Raw genomic sequence first — 22,857 nt, forward strand, 5'->3', positions numbered from 1 at the left:
GAACGAGTGAAATGCCAGCATAAGCAAAATCAGGGCAACGCCCGTGTCGATATCAAATGAGGTGCAAGGATGAGCGCAGGATTGCTGTTTGCTGTGGGGTTGATATCACTGACCCTGGTCATGCTGGCCGCGGCTCTGCTGTTTGGCGGGCCGAGCCCGGCACCGGCGATGGCCAGCATCAACGACCCTTTCAAGGGGAGTGGCTGGAGCAACATGCCACCCCTCTCAAGATACCCAGCGCGTGACGGCACGCAGCTGGCCTATCGGCACTATGGCGCAGAGGGCAATACGAAGAACAACAAGGTCAAGGGCAGCGTGGTACTGGTTCACGGCTCTTCTGCCAGCAGTCAGAGCATGCACAAGATGGCGAGCGCCTTTTCGCAAGCGGGATACGACGCCTACGCCCTCGATATTCGCGGCCATGGCGCATCGGGCAACAAAGGCACCATTGCCTACATCGGCCAGCTTGAGGACGATCTGGAAGATTTCATCAAGTCGGTAGCCCCCGACAAGCCTGCAACACTCGTCGGCTTCTCGTCAGGGGGTGGCTTTGTCCTGCGTGTTGCTGGCAGTGCGCGACAAACTCTGTTCGAGAGCTATCTGCTGCTCTCCCCCTATCTCGGCCCCACCGCCGCCAACTACCGGCCCAACAGCGGTGGCTGGGTGCGTGTCGGCTTGCCTCGCCTCATCGCCCTGAGCATCCTCAACGGTTTCCATATTTCCGCACTCAACCATCTGACCGTGCTGAACTTTGCCCTTAATGATGAGGCGAAATCCCTGCTGACCCCCTCCTACTCCTTCAACCTTGCCTCGAACTTTCAGCCAGAGCGCGACTATCAGCAGAATTTACGCAATGTGCAACGCCCCTGCGCCGTGATCGCGGGTGCAAATGACGAAGCCTTCCAAACAGATCAACTTGAACCTGAGTTAAGACGTCTCGGCATCTCCTGGCCTGTCACCCTGCTGCCCGGAATTGGCCACATTCCCCTGACGCTGGAACAGGATGCTCTCGCGACAGCCGTTCAGGCGGTGGAGAAACTGACACAGTAACCACACAGCCTAGGTCTTGTGTCCACACGTTCTGGAAATATCCGCACCATGCTCACGTAGAGATAGAAAGAGGTGCGGCTGACGTTTGGCAGCGGGAGAAATCCCCAAGATGGCATGCAGAGATCTTATCGTTTCCCTCTTTCCTTATTAAAGGCACGCGATACCCCCAGATACCCGCTGACTGAGCCAGAACAGCAATGAACAATAAACAGCACCAACTTCTTTTTCCGAATATTCTTTGGATATCTCAATAACACCAGAATCATCAAACAAAAACACCTATCCATCTGGACGTCTATCTTGACCAGGCGAGGTTGACTCACTACTGTGGGCACCCCAATGCGGCAGGATGCCCGCCCTGTTTTCCCCCTATCCCTATCCGATACAGGTACAAAGCAGTTTATGACAGGAGGTCATTGTTCAATTTCAGAGGAACACATGATCCAGACTCAACCCAGTGCCAGGGCCTTGTTGCCACTTCTGGTTTTTCTCGCACTCTTTATCGGTACCGGTACCTGGCTGACCCTGCAGGGGGTCGAATTCGCCTTCTATCAGCTGCCCGCTCCGGTTGCAGCCCTGCCTGCGGTGATGCTCGCCCTGCTGCTTGGCAAAGAGAGCTTCAACAGCAATCTGGAGACCTTCTTCAAGGGGGTCGGCCACAGCAATATCATGGCGATGTGCCTTATCTATCTGCTGGCGGGCGCCTTTGCCAGCGTGGCCAAGGCCACCGGCGGGGTTGATGCTACTGTGGCGCTGGGCCTGTCGCTCATCCCCGGCTGGGCGCTGTTGCCCGGGCTGTTCCTCATCTCTGCCTTTATTGCTACCGCCATGGGCACCTCCATGGGCACCATAGGTGCCGTGGCCCCCGTGGCGCTGGGCGTGGCGCAGGCGGCCGGTATCGATCCGGTACTGATGGCAGGTACCATTCTCTCCGGCGCAATGTTTGGCGATAACCTCTCCATCATCTCCGACACCACCATAGCAGCAACCCGCAGTCAGGGGTGCGAGATGAAGGACAAGTTCCGCGAGAACTTCAAGATTGCGGCCCCTGCTGCCATCGCGGTGATCCTGCTCTATCTGACCCTGGGCTCAGTGGGTGAATCCCCTGCCAACGGCAGTGCCATCGAGCTGTTCAAGGTGATGCCTTATCTGCTGATCCTGGGGCTGGCGCTCGCCGGAGTGAATGTATTTGTGGTGCTGGGGATCGGTATTCTGGCCGCCGGTGCGGTGGGCATGATCAACGGCTACGCCATCGGTCAGTTCAGCAAGGATATCTATCAGGGCTTTACCGGCATGCAGGAGATCTTCCTGCTCTCCATGCTGATCGGCGGCCTCGGCGCCCTGATGGAACGTCAGGGTGGACTGGCATGGATCAGCGAGCGCATCAGCGCCCTGATTGCCCGTTTCACTCGCGAGCACAATGGTGAACAGAACGAGAAAGCCGCCGAGCTCGGCATCGCCGGGGTGGTGAGCCTCACCAACCTGTGCACCGCCAACAACACGGTGGCTATTATCGTCGCCAGCAAGGTAGCCCGGGATCTGGCCGAACACCACGGTGTCACCCCGCGCCGCGCCGCCTCCATGCTCGATATCTTCTCCTGCGTGGTACAGGGTCTGATCCCCTGGGGCGCACAGGCGCTGCTGCTGGGATCCATCTTCGCCCTGTCGCCGTTGGCGGTAGTAAGCATGAGTTTCTACCCGATGGCACTCGCGGTAGCGGCACTCATTGCCGTGCTCGTGAAGCACCAGATGCGCGGCAAGGCTGAGAAGTAACTGACCAGACGCTGGCGCGCCGACATGCCATCAACAGGGGCCACACCCTGGCCCTTGTTGACTCACTATCGGATCCGCCAGCATTTATCCCACCGTTCCGGGCATCAGCCGTCCTGCCCCCCTTAACGTCAAGAGTGAATGTGCTAAGGTAGAGCGCGTTCAAGCCATCGATGCGCAGCTATACCAGAGGTTCCCCATGCATGAGTCCCAACCCGAACGTCAATCCCTGCGCCAACTGGTTCGTCAACGCCGCAAAAATCTGAGTCCGGCCGAGCAGCAATTGGCGGCCCAACAGCTGCTGGCCCAGTTCAAGCAACACCCCGAGATCCTCGCCGCCAAACGCATTGCCCTCTATCTGGCCAATGACGGGGAGATCAATCCATTGCCCACCATCCATTGGCTGTGGGCCCAGCACAAAGAGGTCTACCTGCCGGTGCTCCACCCCTTTACCCCGGGTCACCTGCTCTTTTTGCGCTATACCGCCACCAGCCCCATGGTACGCAACCGCTACGGCATCGAAGAGCCGGAGCTGGATATCCTGCAGGTGGTGCCCCACAGCACGCTCGATCTTATCTGCACCCCGCTGGTCGCCTTCGATGCCCAGGGCAATCGTCTTGGCATGGGTGGCGGCTACTACGATCGCACTCTCGCCATCTGGCATGAGCACAAGCTGGGCCCCAAGCCGCTCGGCATTGCCCACGACTGCCAGCAGGTGGATGCGGTCCCGCAAGAGGAGTGGGATGTGCCGCTGCCCCAGATCATCACCCCAAGCCACTGCTGGCGCTTTGAATAAGCTGTTTTTGGCAGGCAGCCCCTGCTTTGTGCGCGCAAACGCAGAATAAACAGGCAAACGATTTACAAAGTCCCTCTTTTTGCCCAGGAACGTGAGCAACAAGGTCGCGACGGGGTACCGGGTTGGATATAATGCGCCCGCTTTTTTCTTAAGGAACGATCATGACTCAAGATGAAATGAAGAAGGCGGCCGGTTGGGCTGCGCTCAAGTATGTGGTTCCCGGCACCATCGTCGGGGTGGGCACCGGCTCTACCGTCAACCACTTTATCGACGCGCTGGCGACCATGAAGGACGAGATCAAGGGCGCGGTATCCAGCTCCGTGGCCTCTACCGAGCGCCTCAAGGGCTTCGGCATCACCGTATATGATCTCAACGAGATCGACGCCCTCTCCGTCTATGTGGATGGCGCCGACGAGATCAACGCAACCCGCGACATGATCAAGGGCGGTGGCGCAGCCCTGACCCGCGAGAAGATCGTTGCCGCCGTCGCTGACAAGTTCATCTGCATCATCGACAACACCAAAACCGTCGACGTGCTGGGCCAGTTCCCGCTGCCGGTGGAAGTGATCCCGATGGCCCGCGAATACGTGGCCCGTGAAATCCGCAAACTGGGTGGCAACCCGGTGTGGCGTGAAGGCGTGGTCACCGACAACGGCAACCACATTCTGGATGTAAAAGGCATGGCCATTACCGACGCCAAGGCGCTGGAAGTGCGACTGAACGCCATTGTTGGCGTGGTCACCAACGGCCTGTTCGCCGCCCGCGGCGCCGATGTTGTCCTGATCGGTACGCCGGACGGCGTGATTACCCAGTAATCCCGACACCGGCAGCACAGTGCAGCGGCATCCTCCCTCGCCCGCCAGCGCCACACTGCCAGCCCTGACGCAATAGCGGCGTTGATTGAGCCCCGGGATGGGATATGACCCAAACATTGCACTGTGAATAAATAACGGCGCCTGATGGCGCCGTTTTTATTTATCCCTCAACAAGTTGCATACGGATGTTTACAACATTCGTTGATAACTTCAAAGAATTTGACTTTCGTCACAAATATTCCCTCTCCCAAACGTTTTTGCTACTTTACGGTTTTCTTCGCACACCAAATCTGCACTTACGTTTGCACATACAGAGGGATCGTCATGACTGCCAAGTTTTCGTTGGACAAGGATAAAATCAAGGTTCTGCTGCTGGAGGGGGTTCACCCCAACACCGTAGAGACCTTTCGTGCCGCAGGTTACACCAGTGTGGAGTATCTCAAGACCTCGCTCTCCGAAGAGGAGCTGATCGAGCAGATCCGCGACGTCCATTTCATCGGGCTGCGCTCCCGCACCCAGATCACCGAGAAGGTACTCGACGCCGCCAACAAACTGGTCGCCATCGGCTGCTTCTGCATCGGTACCAACCAGGTCGAGCTGGAAGCGGCCCAGATCCGCGGTATTCCGGTCTTCAACGCCCCCTTCTCCAACACCCGCTCGGTTGCCGAACTGGTGCTGGGCGAGATCCTGCTGCTGCTGCGCGGCATTCCCGAGAAGAACGCCAAGTGCCATCGCGGGGTGTGGGAAAAGCTGGCCAACCGCTCGGTGGAAGCGCGCGGCAAGAAGCTCGGCATCATCGGCTACGGCCACATCGGTACCCAGCTTGGCATCATCGCCGAAAGCATCGGCATGAAGGTTTATTACTACGATATCGAGAACAAGCTCTCGCTGGGCAACGCCATCCAAGTGCCAAGCATGGTCGAGCTGCTGAATATGTCTGACGTCATCAGCCTGCACGTACCGGAGACCGCCTCCACCAAGAACATGATCGGTGCCGAGCAGTTGCGGATGATGAAACCGGGCGCCATCTTCATCAACGCCGCCCGCGGTACCGTGGTGGATATCGATGCGCTGGCTGACGTCATCAAGAGCGGCCATATTGCCGGCGCCGCCATCGACGTCTTCCCGGTCGAGCCCAAGTCCAATGACGAGGAGTTCCAAAGCCCGCTGCGTGGGCTGGAGAACGTCATCCTGACCCCGCACATCGGTGGCACCACCCATGAGGCGCAGGAGAACATCGGGCTGGAAGTGGCCAACAAGCTGGTCAAATACTCCGACAACGGCTCCACCCTCTCTGCCGTCAACTTCCCGGAAGTGTCGCTGCCGGGCCATAAGGGCTCCAGCCGCCTGCTGCACATTCACCGCAACCAGCCGGGCGTGATGAACCAGATCAACCAGATCTTCGCCGAAGAGGGGATCAACATCGCCGGTCAATACCTGCAGACCAGCAGCCATATCGGTTACGTGGTGATCGACGTGGAGACCGAGCACAGCGAGAAGGCGCTCGCCAAGCTCAAGGAGATCAACGGCACCATCCGCGCCCGCATCCTCCACTGATAGACCCTTATCTGCGCAGCAAAAAGCCCGTCATGATGACGGGCTTTTTTACGTTGTGGAGCCTGATAGCTGCGTGATGGCTTACCACCACCCCAACAGGTTGCGGCCCACCAGCGCGCCCCATACCAAGACGTTCAGGGCTAGCGCGATAAAGACGGCGGCAGAGCCCAAATCCTTGGCGCGACCGGAGAGCTCATGATGCTCGGAGCCAACCCTGTCTACCACAGCTTCAATGGCGGAGTTGAGGATCTCGACAATCACCACCAGCCAGCTGATGACGATAAGCAGCAGGATCTGGTTGAGGGAATCCCCCAGCCAGAAGGCCAGTGGCATCAGCAACAGGATCAGCATCAGCTCCTGCCGAAAAGCCGCCTCATTAATCCAGGCTGACTTGAGCCCCTTCATGCTGTAACCGGTTGCGTTGATGATGCGGGTGACCCCGGTTGCCCCTGGCTTTGCCACGCTATCTACCTCATTTGGAATCGATTTTGGCCTCACATCCTATCAGAGCCCCCCAAGGTTTCAATCAGGGGACTTTTGCTTTATTTTATCTCTTTGCTTTTTCGCCCCTTGCGGCTGACACCACCCACTCGAGACTTGAGTTGTATGTCCATTCACACAGATGAATTGCGCACCCGTCGCCTGGAGTCACTGATCACTCCGAGCGAGCTTGCACACGCGTTTCCGATCACCGATACCATTGCCCAGAATCTGCTGGATGCCCGTCGCGAAGTGGAAGCCATTCTGGCCGGAGACGATCAGCGCCTGCTGGTCATTGTCGGCCCCTGCTCTATCCATGATCCCGCTGCTGCTCGCGAGTATGCCCAGCGCCTCAACGCCCTGCGCGAGCAGTATAAAGAGAGCCTCTGCATCGTGATGCGCACCTACTTCGAGAAGCCGCGCACCATCGTCGGCTGGAAAGGGCTCATCAACGATCCGCGCCTCGATGGCAGCTTCGACGTCAACGAAGGGCTGAAACTGGCGCGCAAACTGCTGGTCGACATCAACGAGATCGGCATGCCCACCGCCACCGAGTTCCTCGATATGGTGACCGGCCAGTATATTGCCGACCTCATCACCTGGGGCGCCATCGGCGCACGCACCACCGAATCCCAGGTACACCGCGAGATGGCTTCGGCCCTCTCCTGCCCGGTTGGCTTCAAGAACGGCACCGACGGCAATACCCGCATCGCCATCGATGCGGTGCGCGCCGCCCGTCACAGCCACATCTTCTATTCGCCGGACAAGGACGGCAAGATGACCATCTACCGCACCGCCGGTAACCCCTTTGGTCATGTGATCCTGCGTGGTGGCCACCGGCCAAACTACGACACCGCCAGTGTCGATGAAGCGTGTGAAGCGCTGGCCGATGTGGGTCTGCCGGAGCGGCTGGTGGTCGATTTCAGCCACGGCAACAGCATGAAGGATCACCGTCGTCAGCTGCTGGTGGCGCAAGATATCTGCGATCAGCTGCGCCGCGGCCGTACCGGCATCGCCGGCATCATGGCCGAGAGCTTCCTGGTGGAAGGGCGTCAGGATGTGGAGAACGGCTGCGCCGCCACCTTTGGCCAGAGCATCACCGATGCCTGCCTGTCATGGAACGATACCGAAACCCTGCTGGCGATGCTGGCAGAGGCTGCACTGGTACGCCTTGCCAAGCGGCAAGCCTGAGCCCCGATGACGAATATCGGCTGGCAGATAGTCCCCCTCGATGAGACGCTGCTGGCGCAGTGGGCAACCCTTCGCCAGCAGCTGTGGCCGCACCACGCACTTTCGGCGCACCTGCAGGAAGGGGTTGAGATGTTGGCCAATGCACATCTCAACGCCTTTCTGGCGCTGGATGAGCAGAGTCAGGCGGTAGGCTTTGCCGATGCAGCCCTGCGCCACGATTACGTGAATGGCTGCAACAGCAGCCCTGTGATGTATCTGGAAGGGGTCTATGTGCAACCGGCCTCGCGCCAGCGTGGGGTGGCCCAAGCCTTGATCGCTCAGGTGGCGCAGTGGGGCCGCGAGCTGGGTTGCCGGGAACTGGCCTCCGATGCCGCCATCGACAATCTTGCCTCGCAGCAGATGCACCAACAACTCGGCTTTGCCGAAACGGAGCGAGTCGTATTCTTCAAAAAGGCCCTCGGCTGACGCCAAGGGCCTTTCTTGTTTCTCACAAACTGGGCATAAACCACACCCGGCCAGCCGCTTCGATGCGGTCGGTGCGGATCTGGAATACCTGCGCCAGCAGCGCCTCATCCACCAGCTCGATACCCCCTTCGCGCACTACCGCGCCCCCTTGCAGGCAGAGAATGCGGTCGGCCCAGTCGATGGCCAGATTGATATCGTGGATGGCGAGCACCACCAGCAATCCCTGCCCGGCCAGGGTTTTCAGCAACCGCAACAGCGCCAGCTGGTGATGCAGATCGAGCCCCGCCAGCGGCTCATCCAGCAGCAGCACCTTGCCGGTCGGATTGAGGCTCGGCCACAGCTGCAACAGGGTGCGGGCAATCAGCACCCGCTGCTGCTCGCCCCCCGACAACCGGCTGAAGTCACGAGCCAGCAAAGCTTCCAGCTCCAATGCCTCGCACAATGCATTTATCGCCTCATTCTGTCTGGCGGGCGCAACCGCCTCATCGAACCCCAGGCTCAACACCTGAAACACCGGAATATGAAACAGCTGGGGCTGACGCTGGGGTAGCATGGCACGCTGCTTGGCAAGCTCGGGCCAACTCAGGTCAGTAAGCACCTCCCCCCCCAGCAGCACTGTGCCATCGGCGGGTAAAATCCCCGCCAGCGCCCCGAGCAGGGTCGACTTGCCACTGCCATTGGGGCCAAGCAGCGCCACCAACTGGCCGCCATGCCAGCGGATATCGAGGGGAGAGAGCCGTCCAGCAATGGCGAGTGCGCTCGCCTCCAGCAGCGGCGCAGCAGCACGAGAAGAAACCGGCATGGGATCAGCGGGCGACATCGGCATCTTGCCTCAACAACGGGTAAATAGGGAGACTGCGCGCCCCGACCAAATCATGCGGATATTCATGCAGCACCATCGGCAGTTTGCCTCAATAGCAGGTAGATAAAGAGCGGCGCCCCCACCGAGGCGGTGATGACGCCGATAGGCAACTCCCCCGCGCTCAGGGTGGATCGAGCAACCAGATCGGCCGCCAGCAGCAGGGCCCCTCCGCCAAGCGCCGAGGCAGGCAGCAGAAAGCGCTGATCGCTGCCACCGCAGAGCCGCAGCAGATGGGGCACCACCAACCCGACAAAACCGATGACGCCACACAACGACACCGCCACACCGGTCAGCAGACAGACCGCCAGCACCAGCCGCACCCGCATCTTGTCGACATCCATCCCCATCAGGCGGGCCTGAGTCTCCCCCAACAACAACTGTTGCAGCGCCTTGCCCTGCCAGCAGAGCCAGCCCAGGGTGAGCGGCAGCACCAGCCACCACCAGCCGAACTGCTGGCTGCCGTAAGAGAGGCTGCCCATCATCCAGAACATGAATTCACGCAAGGAGCCGTCGTCGGCAAAGTACATCAACCAGGTCATGGCGGCATTGGTGAGAATACCGATGGCGACGCCAAACAACAGCAAGCGAGCATGACCGAGACGCGCCCGGCGAGCCAGCCGAATGAGCAACATGGTCACCAGCAAGGCGCCACCGAAGGCCGCCAGCGACAGCCCCCAGCCGGGCAGATAGAGGCCGAGGGACTTGGCCACTGCCATCGCCACCATGGCAGCCAGTCCTGCTCCGCTCGAGACACCAAGCAGCCCGGGCTCCGCCACCGGATTGTGCAGCATCACCTGCAACACGGCACCGCCACAAGCAAGGGCTGCGCCAGCCAAGAGGGCCAGCAAGGCGCGCGGCAGGCGCAGCTCCAGCAGGATGCGCTGTTCGAGCTCGCCAAGAGGCCGCCAGGGCAGCAGCACAAACTCGCCCCAGACGAGGGAGAAGAGAAACAGCAGCAGGGTCAGCAGCGTCAGGCCACAGAGCCAGCGCCGCTGCCAGCGCTGCTGGCGGGCGATAAGGGAGAGGTACAAGGAGGATCCCCGAATAACAAGGCTTCCCCCCGGCCCAGTCGCAGCGTCGGGGGGGAAGCAGGAAAAGGGCATAATAACAGTGGCTTGCCACCCAAGGTCAAGGCTGGTAACGCTTGGCCATCACGCTTATCTCGCCGCTGGCCACCAGATTTTGCAGCGCCACCAGCAAGGGCTGACGCAGCGACTGGTGAGGTGAGTGCTTGCTCATCCCCAGATAGAGGGTCACCGGCGTGGCGGGGCGGTAGTCCGCCTTGCCTATCCGGCTGGCATTTCCCTGACTCAGGGCATAGTCCACCTGACAGTCGGTGCCAATCATCAGCGGCAGGTGACCGCGCTGCACCATGCGCAGCAGCTGATCTTCGGTGGGTACTCCGTGCTTGTCGAGGCGGCTGTCACTGTTGAAGGGCTCAAAATAGGCGGAGTTGAGCACATAGCCCACCTTCACCCCCTGCAGATCGCGGTATTGGTGGATCCGGGCCACATTGACCGGCTGACCATAAAACGCGGGCCAGCACTGATAGTAGGCTGGCTGCAGATAGTCGATAAACTGCGCCCGCTCGGCGGTATAGGCGAGACCAATCATCAGATCGACCTGACCGGTCTGCATCTGCTTGAGCGCCCTGCCCCACGGCATCCGCCGTACCTGCAACTCAATGCCGCTCGCCTGTTGCAACCGGCGCAGGATGTCCATGTCGAGCCCCTGCAACCGGCCATCCGCTTGCAGGATGCGAAATGGCGGCCACAGATCGGTGGCCACCGTCAGCGTCGGGGTCGCTCGCACCGGCATGGCCAATAACAGTAACAACACTATCCCGCATAACTTGCCCATCCCGTCGCATACCTCGCACGGCTTATCCTGTTGGTTAAAAATACCCTCCCGCACCACGTATGAAAACCCGTGGTTCAGGGATAAAATGCGCCGGATTTTCAAGGAGAACCCTATGAACCCGATTTTCGCCAGTATCGGTCTGCTGCTCTGCAGCAACGTCTTTATGACCTTCGCCTGGTACGCTCACCTCAAGAGCATGAACCACAAACCCTGGATCATTGCCGCCCTGGTGAGCTGGGGTATCGCCCTGTTCGAATACCTGCTGCAAGTGCCCGCCAACCGCATCGGCCATACGGTGATGAGCGTGGGCCAACTTAAAATCCTGCAAGAAGTGATCACACTCACCGTATTCGTCCCCTTCTCTATCTTCTATCTCAAGGAAGATCTGAAATGGGACTATCTCTGGGCAGGGCTCTGCATTCTCGGTGCGGTCTTTTTTGTCTTTCGCGAGAAACTGACCGGCGCCTGAGGCTGTACACTCAATATCATCCCGCTCATGGCATCTCATTGATCGACGAGGCAAAAAATGGAATTGCGAGACATGTTACAGATCCTGGCCAAGCAGGATGGCTCAGACCTCTATCTGTCGACCGGCGCGCCCCCCTGCGCCAAATTTAACGGCGGCCTGCGCCCCCTCAACGAAACGCCGCTGGAACCGGGTGAAGTGGCGCGGATCGCCGCCGAGATCATGGATAGCGAGCAGAAGCAGCAGTTCGAGAAGGATCTGGAAATGAACCTCGCCATCTCCCTGCCCCAGATCGGCCGCTTTCGGGTCAACATCTTCAAGCAGCGCAACGAAGTCTCTCTGGTGGCCCGCAACATCAAGACCGAAATCCCCCGCTTTGAAGACCTCAAACTCCCGCCTGTGCTGCTCGACACCATCATGGAGAAACGCGGTCTGGTGCTGTTTGTCGGCGGTACCGGCTCGGGTAAATCCACTTCGCTGGCGGCGCTTATCGACCATCGCAACCGCAACAGCGGCGGCCACATCATCACCATCGAAGATCCGGTGGAGTTCGTTCATCGCCACCGCAAGAGCATCATCAACCAGCGGGAGGTTGGCGTGGATACCCGTAGCTTCCACGCCGCCCTGAAAAACACCCTGCGTCAGGCGCCGGATGTCATTCTTATCGGCGAGATCCGCGATCGCGAGACCATGGAACATGCGCTGGCCTTCTCCGAAACCGGCCACCTTGCCATCTCCACCCTGCACGCCAACAACGCCAACCAGGCGCTGGATCGCATCATCAACTTCTTCCCCGAGGAGCGCCGCCCCCAGCTGCTCAACGATCTGGGCAACAACCTCAAGGCTTTTGTCTCCCAACGGCTGGTGAAAACCACCGATGGCGGCCGCCGGGCCGCAGTGGAGATCATGCTCGGCACCCACACCATCCGCGACATGATCAAGCGCGGCGAATTTGGCGGCCTCAAAGAGGTGATGGAGAAATCCAAGGCCCTCGGCATGGTCACCTTCGACAGTGCCCTGTTTGATCTGGTGGTGGAAGGGGTAATTGAGGAAGAAGAGGCGGTGAAGAACGCCGACTCGGCCAACAACCTGCGCCTCAAGATCAAGCTGTGGAAGGAGAAGGGGCAGATTGCCAGCAGCAGCGATGCCACCGGCTGGAGCCTCGAACCCACCAAGGACGAGAAGGGCGATTTTTTCTAACCTATCCCTCGAGAACCCCGGGCCAGCCCGGGGTTCTCTTTATCCAGCATGGCTGGCCCGACTTATCCGCTCAGCCCACGCAGATCACAGCCAGTCAGCACCAACGGCGAACGCGCTGGCAATACGCCACATACTCGTCGCCAAAACGGGCGCGCAGCAACCGCTCCTCCGGCATGATCTGAAAGCGGGTCAGCCAGGCCACCAGCACGATTGGCCCAACCCAGACCCAACTTCCACCGAGATAGCAGCCCCAGGCGGCCAGCCAGCAGAGCAAGCCCAGATACATGGGATTGCGGCTGACACGATAGACGCCACAGGTCACCAGACGGCTGGTGTGCTGGGGTTTGGTGGGGCTGACCGTGGTCTGGTGGTGACGAAACCGTTGCAGGGCCCCAAAGCCCATGATGGCCCCCGCCACGACCAGCACAGTCATCAGCGTCATTGCCCAGATACCGGGCTGGCTCTCCCCTCTTAGCCACCACATGGCCCCGGCACAGAGCAGGAAGATCAGCGGTGGTGGCAAACGTAACTCAAGATTGACCATTTTCTTCCCCTGACGAGTGTCAGCCGACCCCGTGTTGCGGTAGACTCCCAACCAGTCAGCGCCTGTTGAGAGTGACAAAGATCATAATAATAACAACAAGTTGTGGTTAAACCACCACCAATGTGGCCGACCCCGTCCAAACTATCCAACGCGAACAACAAAAAGGAATCACCATGCACAAGAAAACTCTGCTGGCTACCCTGATCTTCGGCCTGCTCGCGGGCCAAGCCGTTGCGGCTCCCTATCTGCCCCTTGCGACGGATCATCGCAACGGCCAGGAGCAAACCGCCAGCAACGCCTGGTTGGAAGTGGATCTGGGCGCCTTTGAACACAATATCCAGACCCTCAAGGATCGCCTCGGCGACAAGGGCCCACAGATCTGCGCCATCATGAAGGCCGACGCTTATGGTCATGGCATCGATCTGCTGGTCCCCTCCGTGGTCAAGGCCAATATCCCCTGCATCGGCATCGCCAGCAACGAAGAGGCGCGCGTCGCCCGCGAGAAGGGCTTTACCGGCCGTCTGATGCGGGTGCGTGCCGCCACACCGGATGAAGTAGAGCAGGCCCTGCCCTACAAGATGGAGGAGCTGATCGGCAGTCTGGTGAGTGCACAGGGTATCGCCGATATCGCCCAGCGCCACCACACCACCATTCCGGTGCATATCGCGCTCAACTCCGCCGGCATGAGCCGCAACGGCATCGACCTGCGTCTGGCCGATGCCAAACAGGATGCGCTGGCCATGCTCAAGCTAAAGGGGATCACCCCGGTCGGCATCATGACCCACTTCCCGGTTGAGGAGAAAGAGGACGTCAAGATGGGGCTGGCCCAGTTCAAACTGGACTCCCAGTGGCTGCTGGAAGCGGGCAAGCTGGATCGCAGCAAAATCACCATCCACGCAGCCAACTCCTTCGCCACCCTGGCCGTGCCGGACGCCTACTTCGACATGGTGCGCCCGGGTGGCCTGCTCTACGGTGACTCCATCCCCTCCCACACCGAGTACAAGCGGGTGATGGCATTCAAGACCCAGGTCGCCTCGGTCAACCACTATGCAGCGGGTAACACCGTCGGTTATGACCGCACCTTTACTCTCAAGCGTGACTCCTGGCTCGCCAACCTGCCGCTGGGCTACTCCGATGGCTATCGCCGCGCCCTCAGCAACAAAGCCTATGTGCTGATCCAGGGTCAGAAGGTGCCGGTGGTCGGCAAGACTTCCATGAACACCATCATGGTGGATGTGACTGATCTGAAAGGGGTGAAACCCGGCGACGAGGTGGTGCTGTTTGGCCGTCAGGGTGACGCCGAAGTGAAACAGGCGGATCTGGAGGAGTACAACGGCGCCCTGCTGGCGGATATGTACACCATCTGGGGCTACACCAACCCCAAGAAGATCAAACGCTGATAACACGATATGAAAAAGGGCTCCCGCGGGAGCCCTTGTTGTTATTGCTTAATTGTCTGCCGCGCTCAAGCGGCCTTTTTACGGGTCACAAACAGACTCAGCCCCATGGATGCCAGCAGGATCAACGCGACTACGCCCAGTGCTATGCCGGTCGGGATCTTGAAGATATCCAGCAGCAGCATCTTGACCCCGATAAACATCAGGATCAACGCCAGACCGTACTTGAGCAGGGCGAAGCGATCAGCCACACCAGCCAGCAGGAAGTACATGGCACGCAGACCCATGATGGCAAAGATGTTGGAGGTCAGCACGATGAAGGGATCCGTGGTCACCGCGAAGATGGCCGGGATACTGTCCACCGCGAAGATGAGGTCGCTCACCTCCACCAGCACCAGAATGAGCAGCAGCGGAGTGGCATAGCGCACACCGTCACGCCAGACGAAGAACTTCTCCCCTTCCAGGGTCTCGGTCACCTTGAAGCGACGGCGCATCCAGCCCAGCAGCGGGTTGTTGGCGAGATCAGGCTCCTTGTCGGCCGCCCACAGCATCTTGGCACCGGTCAGCAGCAAGAAAGCGCCAAACAGATAGAGGATCCAGTGGAACTGCTCGATGAGCCAGCTGCCCGCGAACACCATACCGGCACGCATCACGATGGCACCCAATACTCCATAGAGCAGCACCCGGCGCTGCAGCTCGGCCGGAATGGCAAAGTAACCGAACAGCATCAGCCAGACGAAGACGTTGTCCACTGCCAGCGCTTTCTCGATGAGGTAGCCGGTGAGGAACTCCAACCCCTTCTGGTTGGCGATTTCACGGCCCGCGCTGTGATCCAGCCAGAGCCAGATAGCCAGGTTGAAGAGCAGGGCCACGCTGACCCAGATGAGGGACCAGACACCCGCCTCTTTGAGGGACACCTTGTGTGACTTGCCGCCACCGACAAAGCGTATGTCTATCCATAACAGGACCAGCACTATGCTGAAGAAACCGGTCCACATCCACCATTCACCCATGTTCACTTCTCCCAAAAACGACAAAACCCACGACCGAGAGGCGTGGGTTTGCGTTTGGAGCAGATACACCTTGCCTCTCGGCAAGGTCTCACTTACAGCTGATTTTCATCGACTGCCCGGCTGCCGGGTGCACTGCAGGATATGGGTGCACCGTAATGACGACAAACCGGCGAGAAGTTACTCCCCTTGTTGCGCGGATAGTAGCAGCGGTAAAAGATAACGCCAAGAGGCATCTTCACTGCCGTCAAAAATAAATCGGGGCCCCATCAAGGAGCCCCGCAAGCAGGTTCAACACATGCCCATCAGAGCGGATCGACCTTGAGGCAGGAGACTGCGTGATCGAAGTTCCCCTCCAGCACAGGGCGGGTCTTGGCACACTCGGGGCCAGCCACCGGGCAGCGGGTGCGGAACACGCAGCCTGACGGCGGATTCATCGGTGAGGGCAAGTCCCCTTCCAGGATCTGGATCACCTTGTTGCGCTCCAGCTCAGGATCCGGGATCGGCACCGCTGACATCAGCGCCTTGGTGTAGGGGTGCAGCGGATTGGCAAAGATCTCCTTGCGGGTCCCCAGCTCGACGGCGTTGCCCAGATACATCACCAGCACCCGATCGGAGATATGTTTGACCACAGACAGATCGTGGGCGATGAAGATGAGCGACAGCCCCATCTCCTTTTGCAGGGATTTGAGCAGGTTGACCACCTGCGCCTGAATGGAGACGTCAAGCGCCGAGACCGGCTCGTCGCAGATGATCATCTTGGGCTCGAGGATCAGCGCCCGGGCAATCCCGATCCGCTGGCACTGGCCGCCAGAAAACTCGTGCGGGTAGCGGTTGACCAGGTTGGGCAACAACCCCACCTTGCTCATCATGGCGCGCACCTTCTCCTTCACCTCTTCCCGTGGCAGGTTGGGATAGAAGGTGATGAGCGGCTCGGCAATGATGTCGCCGATGGTCATGCGCGGGTTCAGAGAGGCCAGCGGATCCTGGAAAATCATCTGGATCTCTTTGCGCTTCTCGCGCAGGGCATTCTGGTCGAGCTTGGTAAGATCATCCCCCAGCCACACCACCTTGCCCGCTGTCGCCGGCACCAGACCGATGATGGCGCGGGCAAAGGTAGATTTGCCGCAACCGGACTCACCCACCACGCCGAGGGTTTCCCCTTCGTAGAGGCGCAGAGTAACACCATCGACCGCCTTGAGATCGGACGGTTTGGCCCAAGGCCACGCCTTGCCACTCTTGATACTGAAGTGGACCTTGAGGTCAGACACTTCCAACAGCAATTTTTTGTCGGCACCCATTTAGTTGGCTCCCTTGTTCATGGCATCCGAAACCCAGTGACAAGCACGCTCCCGACCGTCGTTGAACGGGGTCAGGATCGGTGACTGCTGGCCGCAAATCTCGCTGACCCGGTGGCAACGCTCCTGGAAGGGGCAACCGGTGGGCAGACGCAGCAAGTTGGGCGGATTGCCCGGGATGGTTGGCAGCACCTCCCCTTCGGTATCGAGGCGGGGAATGGCGCGCAGCAAACCTTCGGTGTAGGGGTGGCTCGGGCGATAGAAGATATCGTCTACCTTGCCGTACTCCATGGTACGACCGGCATACATCACCAGCACCTTGTTGCAGATACCGGCGACCACGCCAAGGTCATGGGTGATCATGATGATGGCGGTGTTGAACTCGCGCTTGAGCTCGTTCATCAGAGTCATGATCTGGGCCTGTACGGTCACGTCGAGTGCGGTGGTCGGTTCGTCGGCGATCAGCAGTTGCGGCCGGCAGAGCAGTGCCATGGCGATCATCACCCGCTGACGCATGCCGCCGGAGAACTCGTGGGGATACATCCCCATCCGCTTGCGTGCTTCGGGGATCTTCACCGCATCGAGCATCCGTACCGACTCTTCGAACGCTTCCGCCTTGCTCACCCCTTTGTGCAGCATCAGCACTTCCATCAGCTGATCCTGCACCTTCATGTAGGGGTTGAGCGAGGTCATGGGGTCCTGGAAGATCATGGCGATCTTCTCGGAACGGATCTTGTTGAGCTTGGACTCCGGCAGGTTGAGGATCTCCTCACCCTGAAACTTGGCGGAACCGGTAATAATGCCGTTTTTGGCCAGCAGCCCCATGATGGCAAAGGCCGTCTGGGATTTGCCGGAGCCGGACTCGCCGACGATCCCCAGGGTTTCGCCCGCAGAGAGAGAAAAGTTGAGGTCGTTGACCGCCACCACATTGCCGTCCGGGGTCTTGAACTCGACCCGCAGATCTTTCACATCCAGTAACTTCATATAAAAACTCCTTATCGATCTTTCGTGATGCTTTCCTGTCGACCCGATGCTCGATTAACGATCTTTCGGATCGAGGGCGTCACGCAGACCATCCCCGAGGAAGTTGAAGCAAAACAGGGTCACCACCATAAAGCTGGCGGGGAACAGCAGTTGCCAGATGGCCACTTCCATCGACTTGGAGCCTTCATCCAGCAGGGCACCCCAGCTGGTCATCGGTTCCTGAACACCAAGGCCCAGGAAACTCAGGAAGGATTCAAACATGATCATCCCCGGCACCAGCAAGGTGGCGTAGACGGCCACGATACCGAGTACGTTCGGAACGATGTGACGGGTGATGATCTTCCACTTGGAGACGCCACAGACGTGGGCCGCCTCGATAAACTCCTTGCTCTTGAGGCTGAGAGTCTGGCCGCGCACGATCCGCGCCATGTCGAGCCAGCTCACCGCCCCGATGGCGATAAAGATGAGCGCCAGATTGCGGCCAAAGAAGGTGACCAGCATGATGACAAAGAACATGAAGGGGAAGGCGTTGAGGATCTCCAGTACCCGCATCATCAGACTGTCGACCCGCCCGCCGATAAAACCGGAGGCCGCGCCATACAAAGTACCGATGATGACCGCCACCATGGCGCCCATGATGCCGACCATCAGGGAGATACGGCCGCCCAGCAGGGTGCGCACGAACAGATCGCGCCCCAGGCTGTCGGTACCAAAGTAGTGACCCGCTTCCATATCGGGCGGCGACTGCATGGCGCCCCAGTCCGGATCGTCAAAGGTGTATTGGGACAAATGGGGGCCAAAGATGACCGCAAGACCGATGATGGTCAGAATGATCAGGCTGGTCAGGGCCGCCTTGTTGCGCAGGAAACGGCGACGGGCATCCTTCCACAGGGAGCGCCCCTCCACCACTTCCACTTTTTGCGCGAACGCCTCGACGGCATCGCGTTTTTCAGTTGAAACAACCATGATGAACTCCCGAATTAGTAACGGATCTTGGGATCGATAAAGGCGTAGAGAATATCGACCACAGCGTTAAAGGTGATGGTGAGGGCGCCGACCAGAATGGTCAGACCGAGCACCATGGAGTAATCACGGTTAAGGGCACCGTTGACGAACAGCTGACCGATCCCCGGCAGGCCGAAGATGGTCTCGATCACCACGGAACCTGTGATGATGCCGACAAAGGCCGGGCCCAGATAGGAGACCACTGGCAGCATGGCCGGACGCAGCGCGTGTTTCAGGATGATGTGGCGCAGCGGCAAGCCCTTGGCACGGGCGGTACGGATGAAGTTGGAGTTCATGGTCTCGATCATGCTGCCCCGCATGATCCGCGAGATGGCAGAGATGTAGTACATCATCATGCCGAACACCGGCAGCACCATAAACTGGATGCCACCACCCTGCCATCCACCGGCAGGGAACCAACCCAGATGAATACTGAAAAACAGCACCAGCAAGGGCGCCAGCACAAAGCCCGGGATCACCACCCCGGCCATGGCCGACGACATCAGTAGATAGTCGATGATGGTGTTCTGTTTCAGTGCCGCTATGGTGCCGAAGGTGACCCCCAGCAGCACGGCGAAGAAGAAGGCCGTGGTCCCGATCTTGGCGGAAACAGGCAGCGCCTGGCTCACCAGATCATTGACGGTGAAATCCTTGTATTTGAAAGAGGGGCCCAAATCACCCTGCACCAGGTTGCCCAGGTAAGTGAGATATTGCATGCCAATGGGTTTGTCGAGCCCGTATTTGGCCTCGATATTGGCGATGACTTCGGGGGGCAGTGAACGCTCGCTGGTAAAAGGGTTACCCGGGGCGAAACGCATCATGAAGAAAGAGACGGTGATCAAGACCAGCAGAGTCGGGATCGCTTCCAATAGCCGTTTAAAGATGAATTTCAACATAGACATTTCCTGTCCTGTACTGCTTCCAAATGGTCGCGGTTGTAATAAAGGCCCGCCGTCCGGCGGGCCCTGCTTGTTATGCGACTTGTTGCTTTAAATCAGTGAGCAATGATGTACATATCTTTGCTGTAGAGGTTATCCAGCGGGTTGGCCGGGTAGCCGCCTACATAGGGTTTGACCATACGGGCAGTCACGTACTGGTAGATGGGGGCGATCGGCATGTCTTTGGCCAGGATCTCTTCAGCCTGGACGTAGAGCTTGTTACGGGCAGCCACATCGACCTGATCACGGGATGAATCCATCAGCTTGTCGAACTCCGGATTGGAGTACTTGCCGTCGTTGTTACCGTGGGTGGTCTGCATCAGATCCAGCATGGAGGAGGCTTCGTTGTAGTCGGCGATCCAGCCGGCACGACCTACGTCAAACTGACCCTGTTTCTTGGTTTCCAGGTAAGTTTTCCACTCCTGGTTGACCAGGCTCACCTGCACGCCCAGCTTCTTCCACATGGAGGCCACGGCCACAGCCACTTTCTTGTGGTTGTCGTCGGTGTTGTAGAGCAGCTCGAACTTCAGCGGCTTGCTGGCATCGAAACCGGCCTCTTGCAGCAGCGCCTTGGCCTTGGCATCACGCTCGGCCTGGGTCATCTTCGACCACTCGGGCGCTACCGGCTTGAAGCCATCGACGAAGTCCGGCACCAGGGTGTAACCGGGCGTCTGACCCTGACCCATCACCTTGTCGGCGATCACGTCGCGATCGATGGCGTAGGAGAGCGCAGTACGGACACGCACATCGTCAAACGGCTTCTTCTTGACGTTGTACTGGTAGTAGTAAGTACCAACATAACCGGTCACTTTCAGCTCGTCCGGCTTCTCTTTCTTCATCTGCTTGAAGCGCTCGATGGGCATCTGATAGGTGATGTCCACTTCGCCCGCCAGATAGCGGCTCAAGTCGGCGTTGGTAGACTGGATGGGCAGATAGACCACCTTGTTGATGACGGTCTTGCCATCGTTCCAGTAGTGCTTGTTGCGCTCTACTTCGACGCGCTCGTTCACCACCCAGTTCTTCAGGGTATAGGCACCGTTGGATACCATATTTTCCGGCTGGGTCCACTTGTCACCAAACGTCTCGATCACCTTCTTCGGTACCGGATAGGTGGTGGTGTGGGAGAGCATGCTGACGAAGTAAGGGATCGCTTTCTCGAGCTGCACTTCGAAGGTGTAGTCGTCGGTCGCCTTCACGCCCAGCGTATCAGCCGGCTTTTTACCTGCGATGATCTCGGAGGCATTGGCAATGGTCGGGATCTCCAGATACCAGGAGTAAGGAGAGGCGGTTTTCGGATCAACGGCACGCTGGAAAGCAAAAACGAAATCGTGGGCAGTGACCGGGTCACCGTTGGACCACTTGGCATCTTTGCGCAGGTGGAAGACGTAGTGCTTGTTATCCTTGGTTTCCCAGGATTCAGCCACCGCCGGGAGAATTTCCCCTTTCGGGCCGGATGCAACGAGACCTTCGAACAGGTCGCGCAGGATATTGGATTCGACCGTTCCTTCGGTCTTGTGCGGGTCAAGGGTCGCAGGCTCGGAGCCGTTGCCTTTTACCAGTTGCTGGACTTCAGCCAACTTGGTTCCCGCCGGGACATCGGCAGCCTGAGCCACATTGACGCCACCAAACAGTGCAGCCACCAGCAATGTGTTAATCATTGTTTTTTTATGAGTCATTTCCCTACTCCAACAAGAACATTCCATGCGTTTTTTAAAGTGACGGGGTTAAAACCCGCTCCCAGCATAATTCCCTGCCAATTCCGATAATGCAACAGATATTGTCAGGGTAATCGTCATTTTCTGGTCAAAAAATCAGCTGGCATGCGCTTTTTCAGTATTAAAACACCAGCAAAGCGCTCATTTTTCACACAAACGACCGATTCTAGAAAAGACCGGGCAAAAAGCAACCAATAAAAAGCCGGTCACGAGGACCGGCTTTCATAAAGCGGAGCTGGCTCACATCAGGCTGGGGAAAACCCCCTTGATACCGGCCACCATGATCTCGATACCCAGCGACATCATGATAAGACCCATGATACGGGTCACCACGTTGATGCCGGTGTTGCCCATGATCTTGAACAGCAGCGGCGCGGCGCGGAAGATGAGCCAGGAGCAGAAAGAGAAGACCACGACAACCACTGACATGCCGAGCAGCTGCTGCCAGTGGCTCTGGCTGGCATAGACAATCACCGAGGAGATGGCACCGGGGCCCGCCATCAGCGGCAGCGCCAGCGGTACCACGGCGATAGACTCGCGCACCGCCAGTTCGCCCTTCTCCTGTTTGTTGTGCTTCACCTCGCCCAGCTTGCCCTGCAGCATCGACCAGGCAATCAGGGTAATCAGCGACCCACCGGCGATCCGGAACGATGCCAGCGAGATGCCAAACCCATCGAGGATCAGCTGCCCCATATACATGGAGACCAGCAGGATCACCATCACCGCGATATTGGCGGTGGTATTGGTCTTCATCCGCTCGGCCTGGGTATGGTGGCTGGTCAGGCTGACAAACACCGGCAACAAACCAAGCGGGTTGATAATTGCGAACAAACCGACAAAAAACTTCAGATACAACGAGACGTCAATTGCTGCCATAGGCGCCTTCCAATAGAGTTTCGGGCCCAGCGGGCCAGTCCATTAATTTCGTGCGTAAATTTACATCATAGCCAGAGCGGGCACCAATCAAATAATCTCACCATTTTGAGGGTTTTTTAGTTAGTTCATCTAATGCATCCGCGCTAACTGGCATAAACCGATGCCAAAAGCCCTTTCTACCGCCCGACACGCGCCAGAAAAGTGAGCGCAAGCCTGCTTAATCATGACCAGAGAGTCCGACGATGACTGACCGAATGACCAAGCGACTCGAGAGAATCCAAGCTTTGCCTTCCTACTATTTCAGGCCAGACATCACTTCATTGACTCGGTAATAGAGCCACAATGCAAAAACCGGGAAAGGGGGCAGAAATGGCCCCCTTGGGGAATAACGCGGATTAGTCATGGATTAAAACAACAATCATTTTTGCAACAAACGCTGGAATAAAGTGCATTTGTCGGTGATTTTGAAACCAATTCACTCATATTTGCTAACCTATACCGCCAAAATAGCTCTGTAACACTATGGCTGAGTGCAATTAACCACTTGATAAATGTGGTTTATTGCCCTGCATTAACAA

22 protein-coding genes are annotated in these 22,857 nt (G+C 58.5%); 10 read left to right on the top strand and 12 right to left on the bottom strand.

What is annotated here, in order from left to right; genetic code table 11:
* Window positions 1–69: 69 nt before the first annotated feature.
* The 5 genes from I6L47_RS05870 to serA all read left to right on the top strand — a co-directional run bounded on the left by I6L47_RS05870 (window position 70) and on the right by serA (window position 5,988).
* Entirely contained in the window at window positions 70–1,050 is a 981-nt protein-coding gene (locus I6L47_RS05870; RefSeq protein ID WP_216948886.1) for an alpha/beta hydrolase, read from the top strand.
* 438 nt (window positions 1,051–1,488) lie between these two features.
* Complete coding sequence (locus I6L47_RS05875) at window positions 1,489–2,823, top strand: Na+/H+ antiporter NhaC family protein (RefSeq protein WP_216948887.1); 1,335 nt, start codon at window positions 1,489–1,491, stop codon at window positions 2,821–2,823.
* 196 nt (window positions 2,824–3,019) lie between these two features.
* A complete protein-coding gene (locus I6L47_RS05880) occupies window positions 3,020–3,616 on the top strand; it encodes a 5-formyltetrahydrofolate cyclo-ligase (protein ID WP_058059524.1) in 597 nt (198 codons plus the stop codon).
* A gap of 161 nt (window positions 3,617–3,777) precedes the next feature.
* Window positions 3,778–4,431 carry a ribose-5-phosphate isomerase RpiA gene (rpiA, locus tag I6L47_RS05885; RefSeq protein ID WP_005353106.1) on the top strand — a complete coding sequence of 218 codons (654 nt, stop codon included), beginning with the start codon at window positions 3,778–3,780 and terminating at the stop codon, window positions 4,429–4,431.
* Between the two features lie 324 nt (window positions 4,432–4,755).
* Window positions 4,756–5,988, top strand: a complete 1,233-nt coding sequence (gene serA, locus I6L47_RS05890) for a phosphoglycerate dehydrogenase (protein ID WP_005337639.1) — start codon at window positions 4,756–4,758, stop codon at window positions 5,986–5,988.
* Between the two features lie 81 nt (window positions 5,989–6,069).
* Here serA and I6L47_RS05895 read toward each other — a convergent pair whose 3' ends face one another.
* Complete coding sequence (locus I6L47_RS05895) at window positions 6,070–6,450, bottom strand: diacylglycerol kinase (protein ID WP_216948888.1); 381 nt, start codon at window positions 6,448–6,450, stop codon at window positions 6,070–6,072.
* A 144-nt stretch (window positions 6,451–6,594) separates the two neighbouring features.
* Here I6L47_RS05895 and I6L47_RS05900 point away from each other — a divergent pair, with 144 nt between their 5' ends.
* Window positions 6,595–7,659: a 3-deoxy-7-phosphoheptulonate synthase gene (locus I6L47_RS05900; protein ID WP_139464052.1), complete on the top strand. Its 1,065-nt coding sequence runs from the start codon at window positions 6,595–6,597 to the stop codon at window positions 7,657–7,659.
* Window positions 7,660–7,665: 6 nt separating this feature from the next.
* Window positions 7,666–8,124, top strand: coding sequence for an aminoglycoside 6'-N-acetyltransferase (gene aac(6'), locus I6L47_RS05905; protein WP_139428413.1), 459 nt, complete (start codon window positions 7,666–7,668; stop codon window positions 8,122–8,124).
* Between the two features lie 22 nt (window positions 8,125–8,146).
* Here the strand turns inward: aac(6') and I6L47_RS05910 are convergent, their stop codons facing one another.
* From I6L47_RS05910 to I6L47_RS05920, 3 genes are all read right to left on the bottom strand, one after another.
* On the bottom strand, window positions 8,147–8,944 hold the full coding sequence (locus I6L47_RS05910) for an ATP-binding cassette domain-containing protein (protein ID WP_216949322.1): 798 nt from the start codon (window positions 8,942–8,944) through the stop codon (window positions 8,147–8,149).
* 65 nt (window positions 8,945–9,009) lie between these two features.
* Entirely contained in the window at window positions 9,010–10,017 is a 1,008-nt protein-coding gene (btuC, locus tag I6L47_RS05915; RefSeq protein ID WP_216948889.1) for a vitamin B12 ABC transporter permease BtuC, read from the bottom strand.
* Between the two features lie 97 nt (window positions 10,018–10,114).
* Complete coding sequence (locus tag I6L47_RS05920; protein ID WP_216948890.1) at window positions 10,115–10,846, bottom strand: ABC transporter substrate-binding protein; 732 nt, start codon at window positions 10,844–10,846, stop codon at window positions 10,115–10,117.
* Window positions 10,847–10,958: 112 nt separating this feature from the next.
* Here I6L47_RS05920 and I6L47_RS05925 point away from each other — a divergent pair, with 112 nt between their 5' ends.
* Window positions 10,959–11,315, top strand: a complete 357-nt coding sequence (locus tag I6L47_RS05925; RefSeq protein WP_005353120.1) for a DMT family protein — start codon at window positions 10,959–10,961, stop codon at window positions 11,313–11,315.
* A gap of 57 nt (window positions 11,316–11,372) precedes the next feature.
* A complete protein-coding gene (tapW, locus tag I6L47_RS05930; RefSeq protein WP_075115215.1) occupies window positions 11,373–12,512 on the top strand; it encodes a type IVa pilus ATPase TapW in 1,140 nt (379 codons plus the stop codon).
* Between the two features lie 94 nt (window positions 12,513–12,606).
* On the opposite strand, the gene I6L47_RS05935 is transcribed toward tapW, so the two are convergent.
* Window positions 12,607–13,056 carry an isoprenylcysteine carboxylmethyltransferase family protein gene (locus tag I6L47_RS05935; RefSeq protein WP_179902077.1) on the bottom strand — a complete coding sequence of 150 codons (450 nt, stop codon included), beginning with the start codon at window positions 13,054–13,056 and terminating at the stop codon, window positions 12,607–12,609.
* A gap of 173 nt (window positions 13,057–13,229) precedes the next feature.
* On the opposite strand from I6L47_RS05935, the gene alr reads away from it, so the two are divergent.
* Window positions 13,230–14,456, top strand: coding sequence for an alanine racemase (gene alr, locus I6L47_RS05940; RefSeq protein WP_103422279.1), 1,227 nt, complete (start codon window positions 13,230–13,232; stop codon window positions 14,454–14,456).
* Window positions 14,457–14,521: 65 nt separating this feature from the next.
* Here alr and I6L47_RS05945 read toward each other — a convergent pair whose 3' ends face one another.
* The 7 genes from I6L47_RS05945 to I6L47_RS05975 form a co-directional block, all read right to left on the bottom strand.
* The gene (locus I6L47_RS05945) at window positions 14,522–15,466 is read right to left on the bottom strand and encodes a TerC family protein (RefSeq protein ID WP_005337664.1); all 945 of its coding nucleotides are present in this window, start codon (window positions 15,464–15,466) and stop codon (window positions 14,522–14,524) included.
* 302 nt (window positions 15,467–15,768) lie between these two features.
* Window positions 15,769–16,764 carry a murein tripeptide/oligopeptide ABC transporter ATP binding protein OppF gene (gene oppF / locus I6L47_RS05950; protein WP_069529809.1) on the bottom strand — a complete coding sequence of 332 codons (996 nt, stop codon included), beginning with the start codon at window positions 16,762–16,764 and terminating at the stop codon, window positions 15,769–15,771.
* Window positions 16,765–17,745, bottom strand: coding sequence for an ABC transporter ATP-binding protein (locus tag I6L47_RS05955; RefSeq protein WP_005337668.1), 981 nt, complete (start codon window positions 17,743–17,745; stop codon window positions 16,765–16,767).
* Between the two features lie 54 nt (window positions 17,746–17,799).
* A complete protein-coding gene (gene oppC, locus I6L47_RS05960; RefSeq protein ID WP_005347162.1) occupies window positions 17,800–18,711 on the bottom strand; it encodes an oligopeptide ABC transporter permease OppC in 912 nt (303 codons plus the stop codon).
* Between the two features lie 14 nt (window positions 18,712–18,725).
* A complete protein-coding gene (gene oppB / locus I6L47_RS05965; protein ID WP_005337672.1) occupies window positions 18,726–19,646 on the bottom strand; it encodes an oligopeptide ABC transporter permease OppB in 921 nt (306 codons plus the stop codon).
* A 98-nt stretch (window positions 19,647–19,744) separates the two neighbouring features.
* Complete coding sequence (locus I6L47_RS05970) at window positions 19,745–21,364, bottom strand: ABC transporter substrate-binding protein (RefSeq protein WP_216948891.1); 1,620 nt, start codon at window positions 21,362–21,364, stop codon at window positions 19,745–19,747.
* Window positions 21,365–21,643: 279 nt separating this feature from the next.
* Window positions 21,644–22,279 carry a YchE family NAAT transporter gene (locus I6L47_RS05975; protein WP_005337678.1) on the bottom strand — a complete coding sequence of 212 codons (636 nt, stop codon included), beginning with the start codon at window positions 22,277–22,279 and terminating at the stop codon, window positions 21,644–21,646.
* Between the last annotated feature and the right edge of the window lie 578 nt (window positions 22,280–22,857).

It is taken from the genome of Aeromonas sp. FDAARGOS 1417, from assembly GCF_019046985.1.
GTDB classification, from domain to species: domain Bacteria; phylum Pseudomonadota; class Gammaproteobacteria; order Enterobacterales; family Aeromonadaceae; genus Aeromonas; species Aeromonas veronii.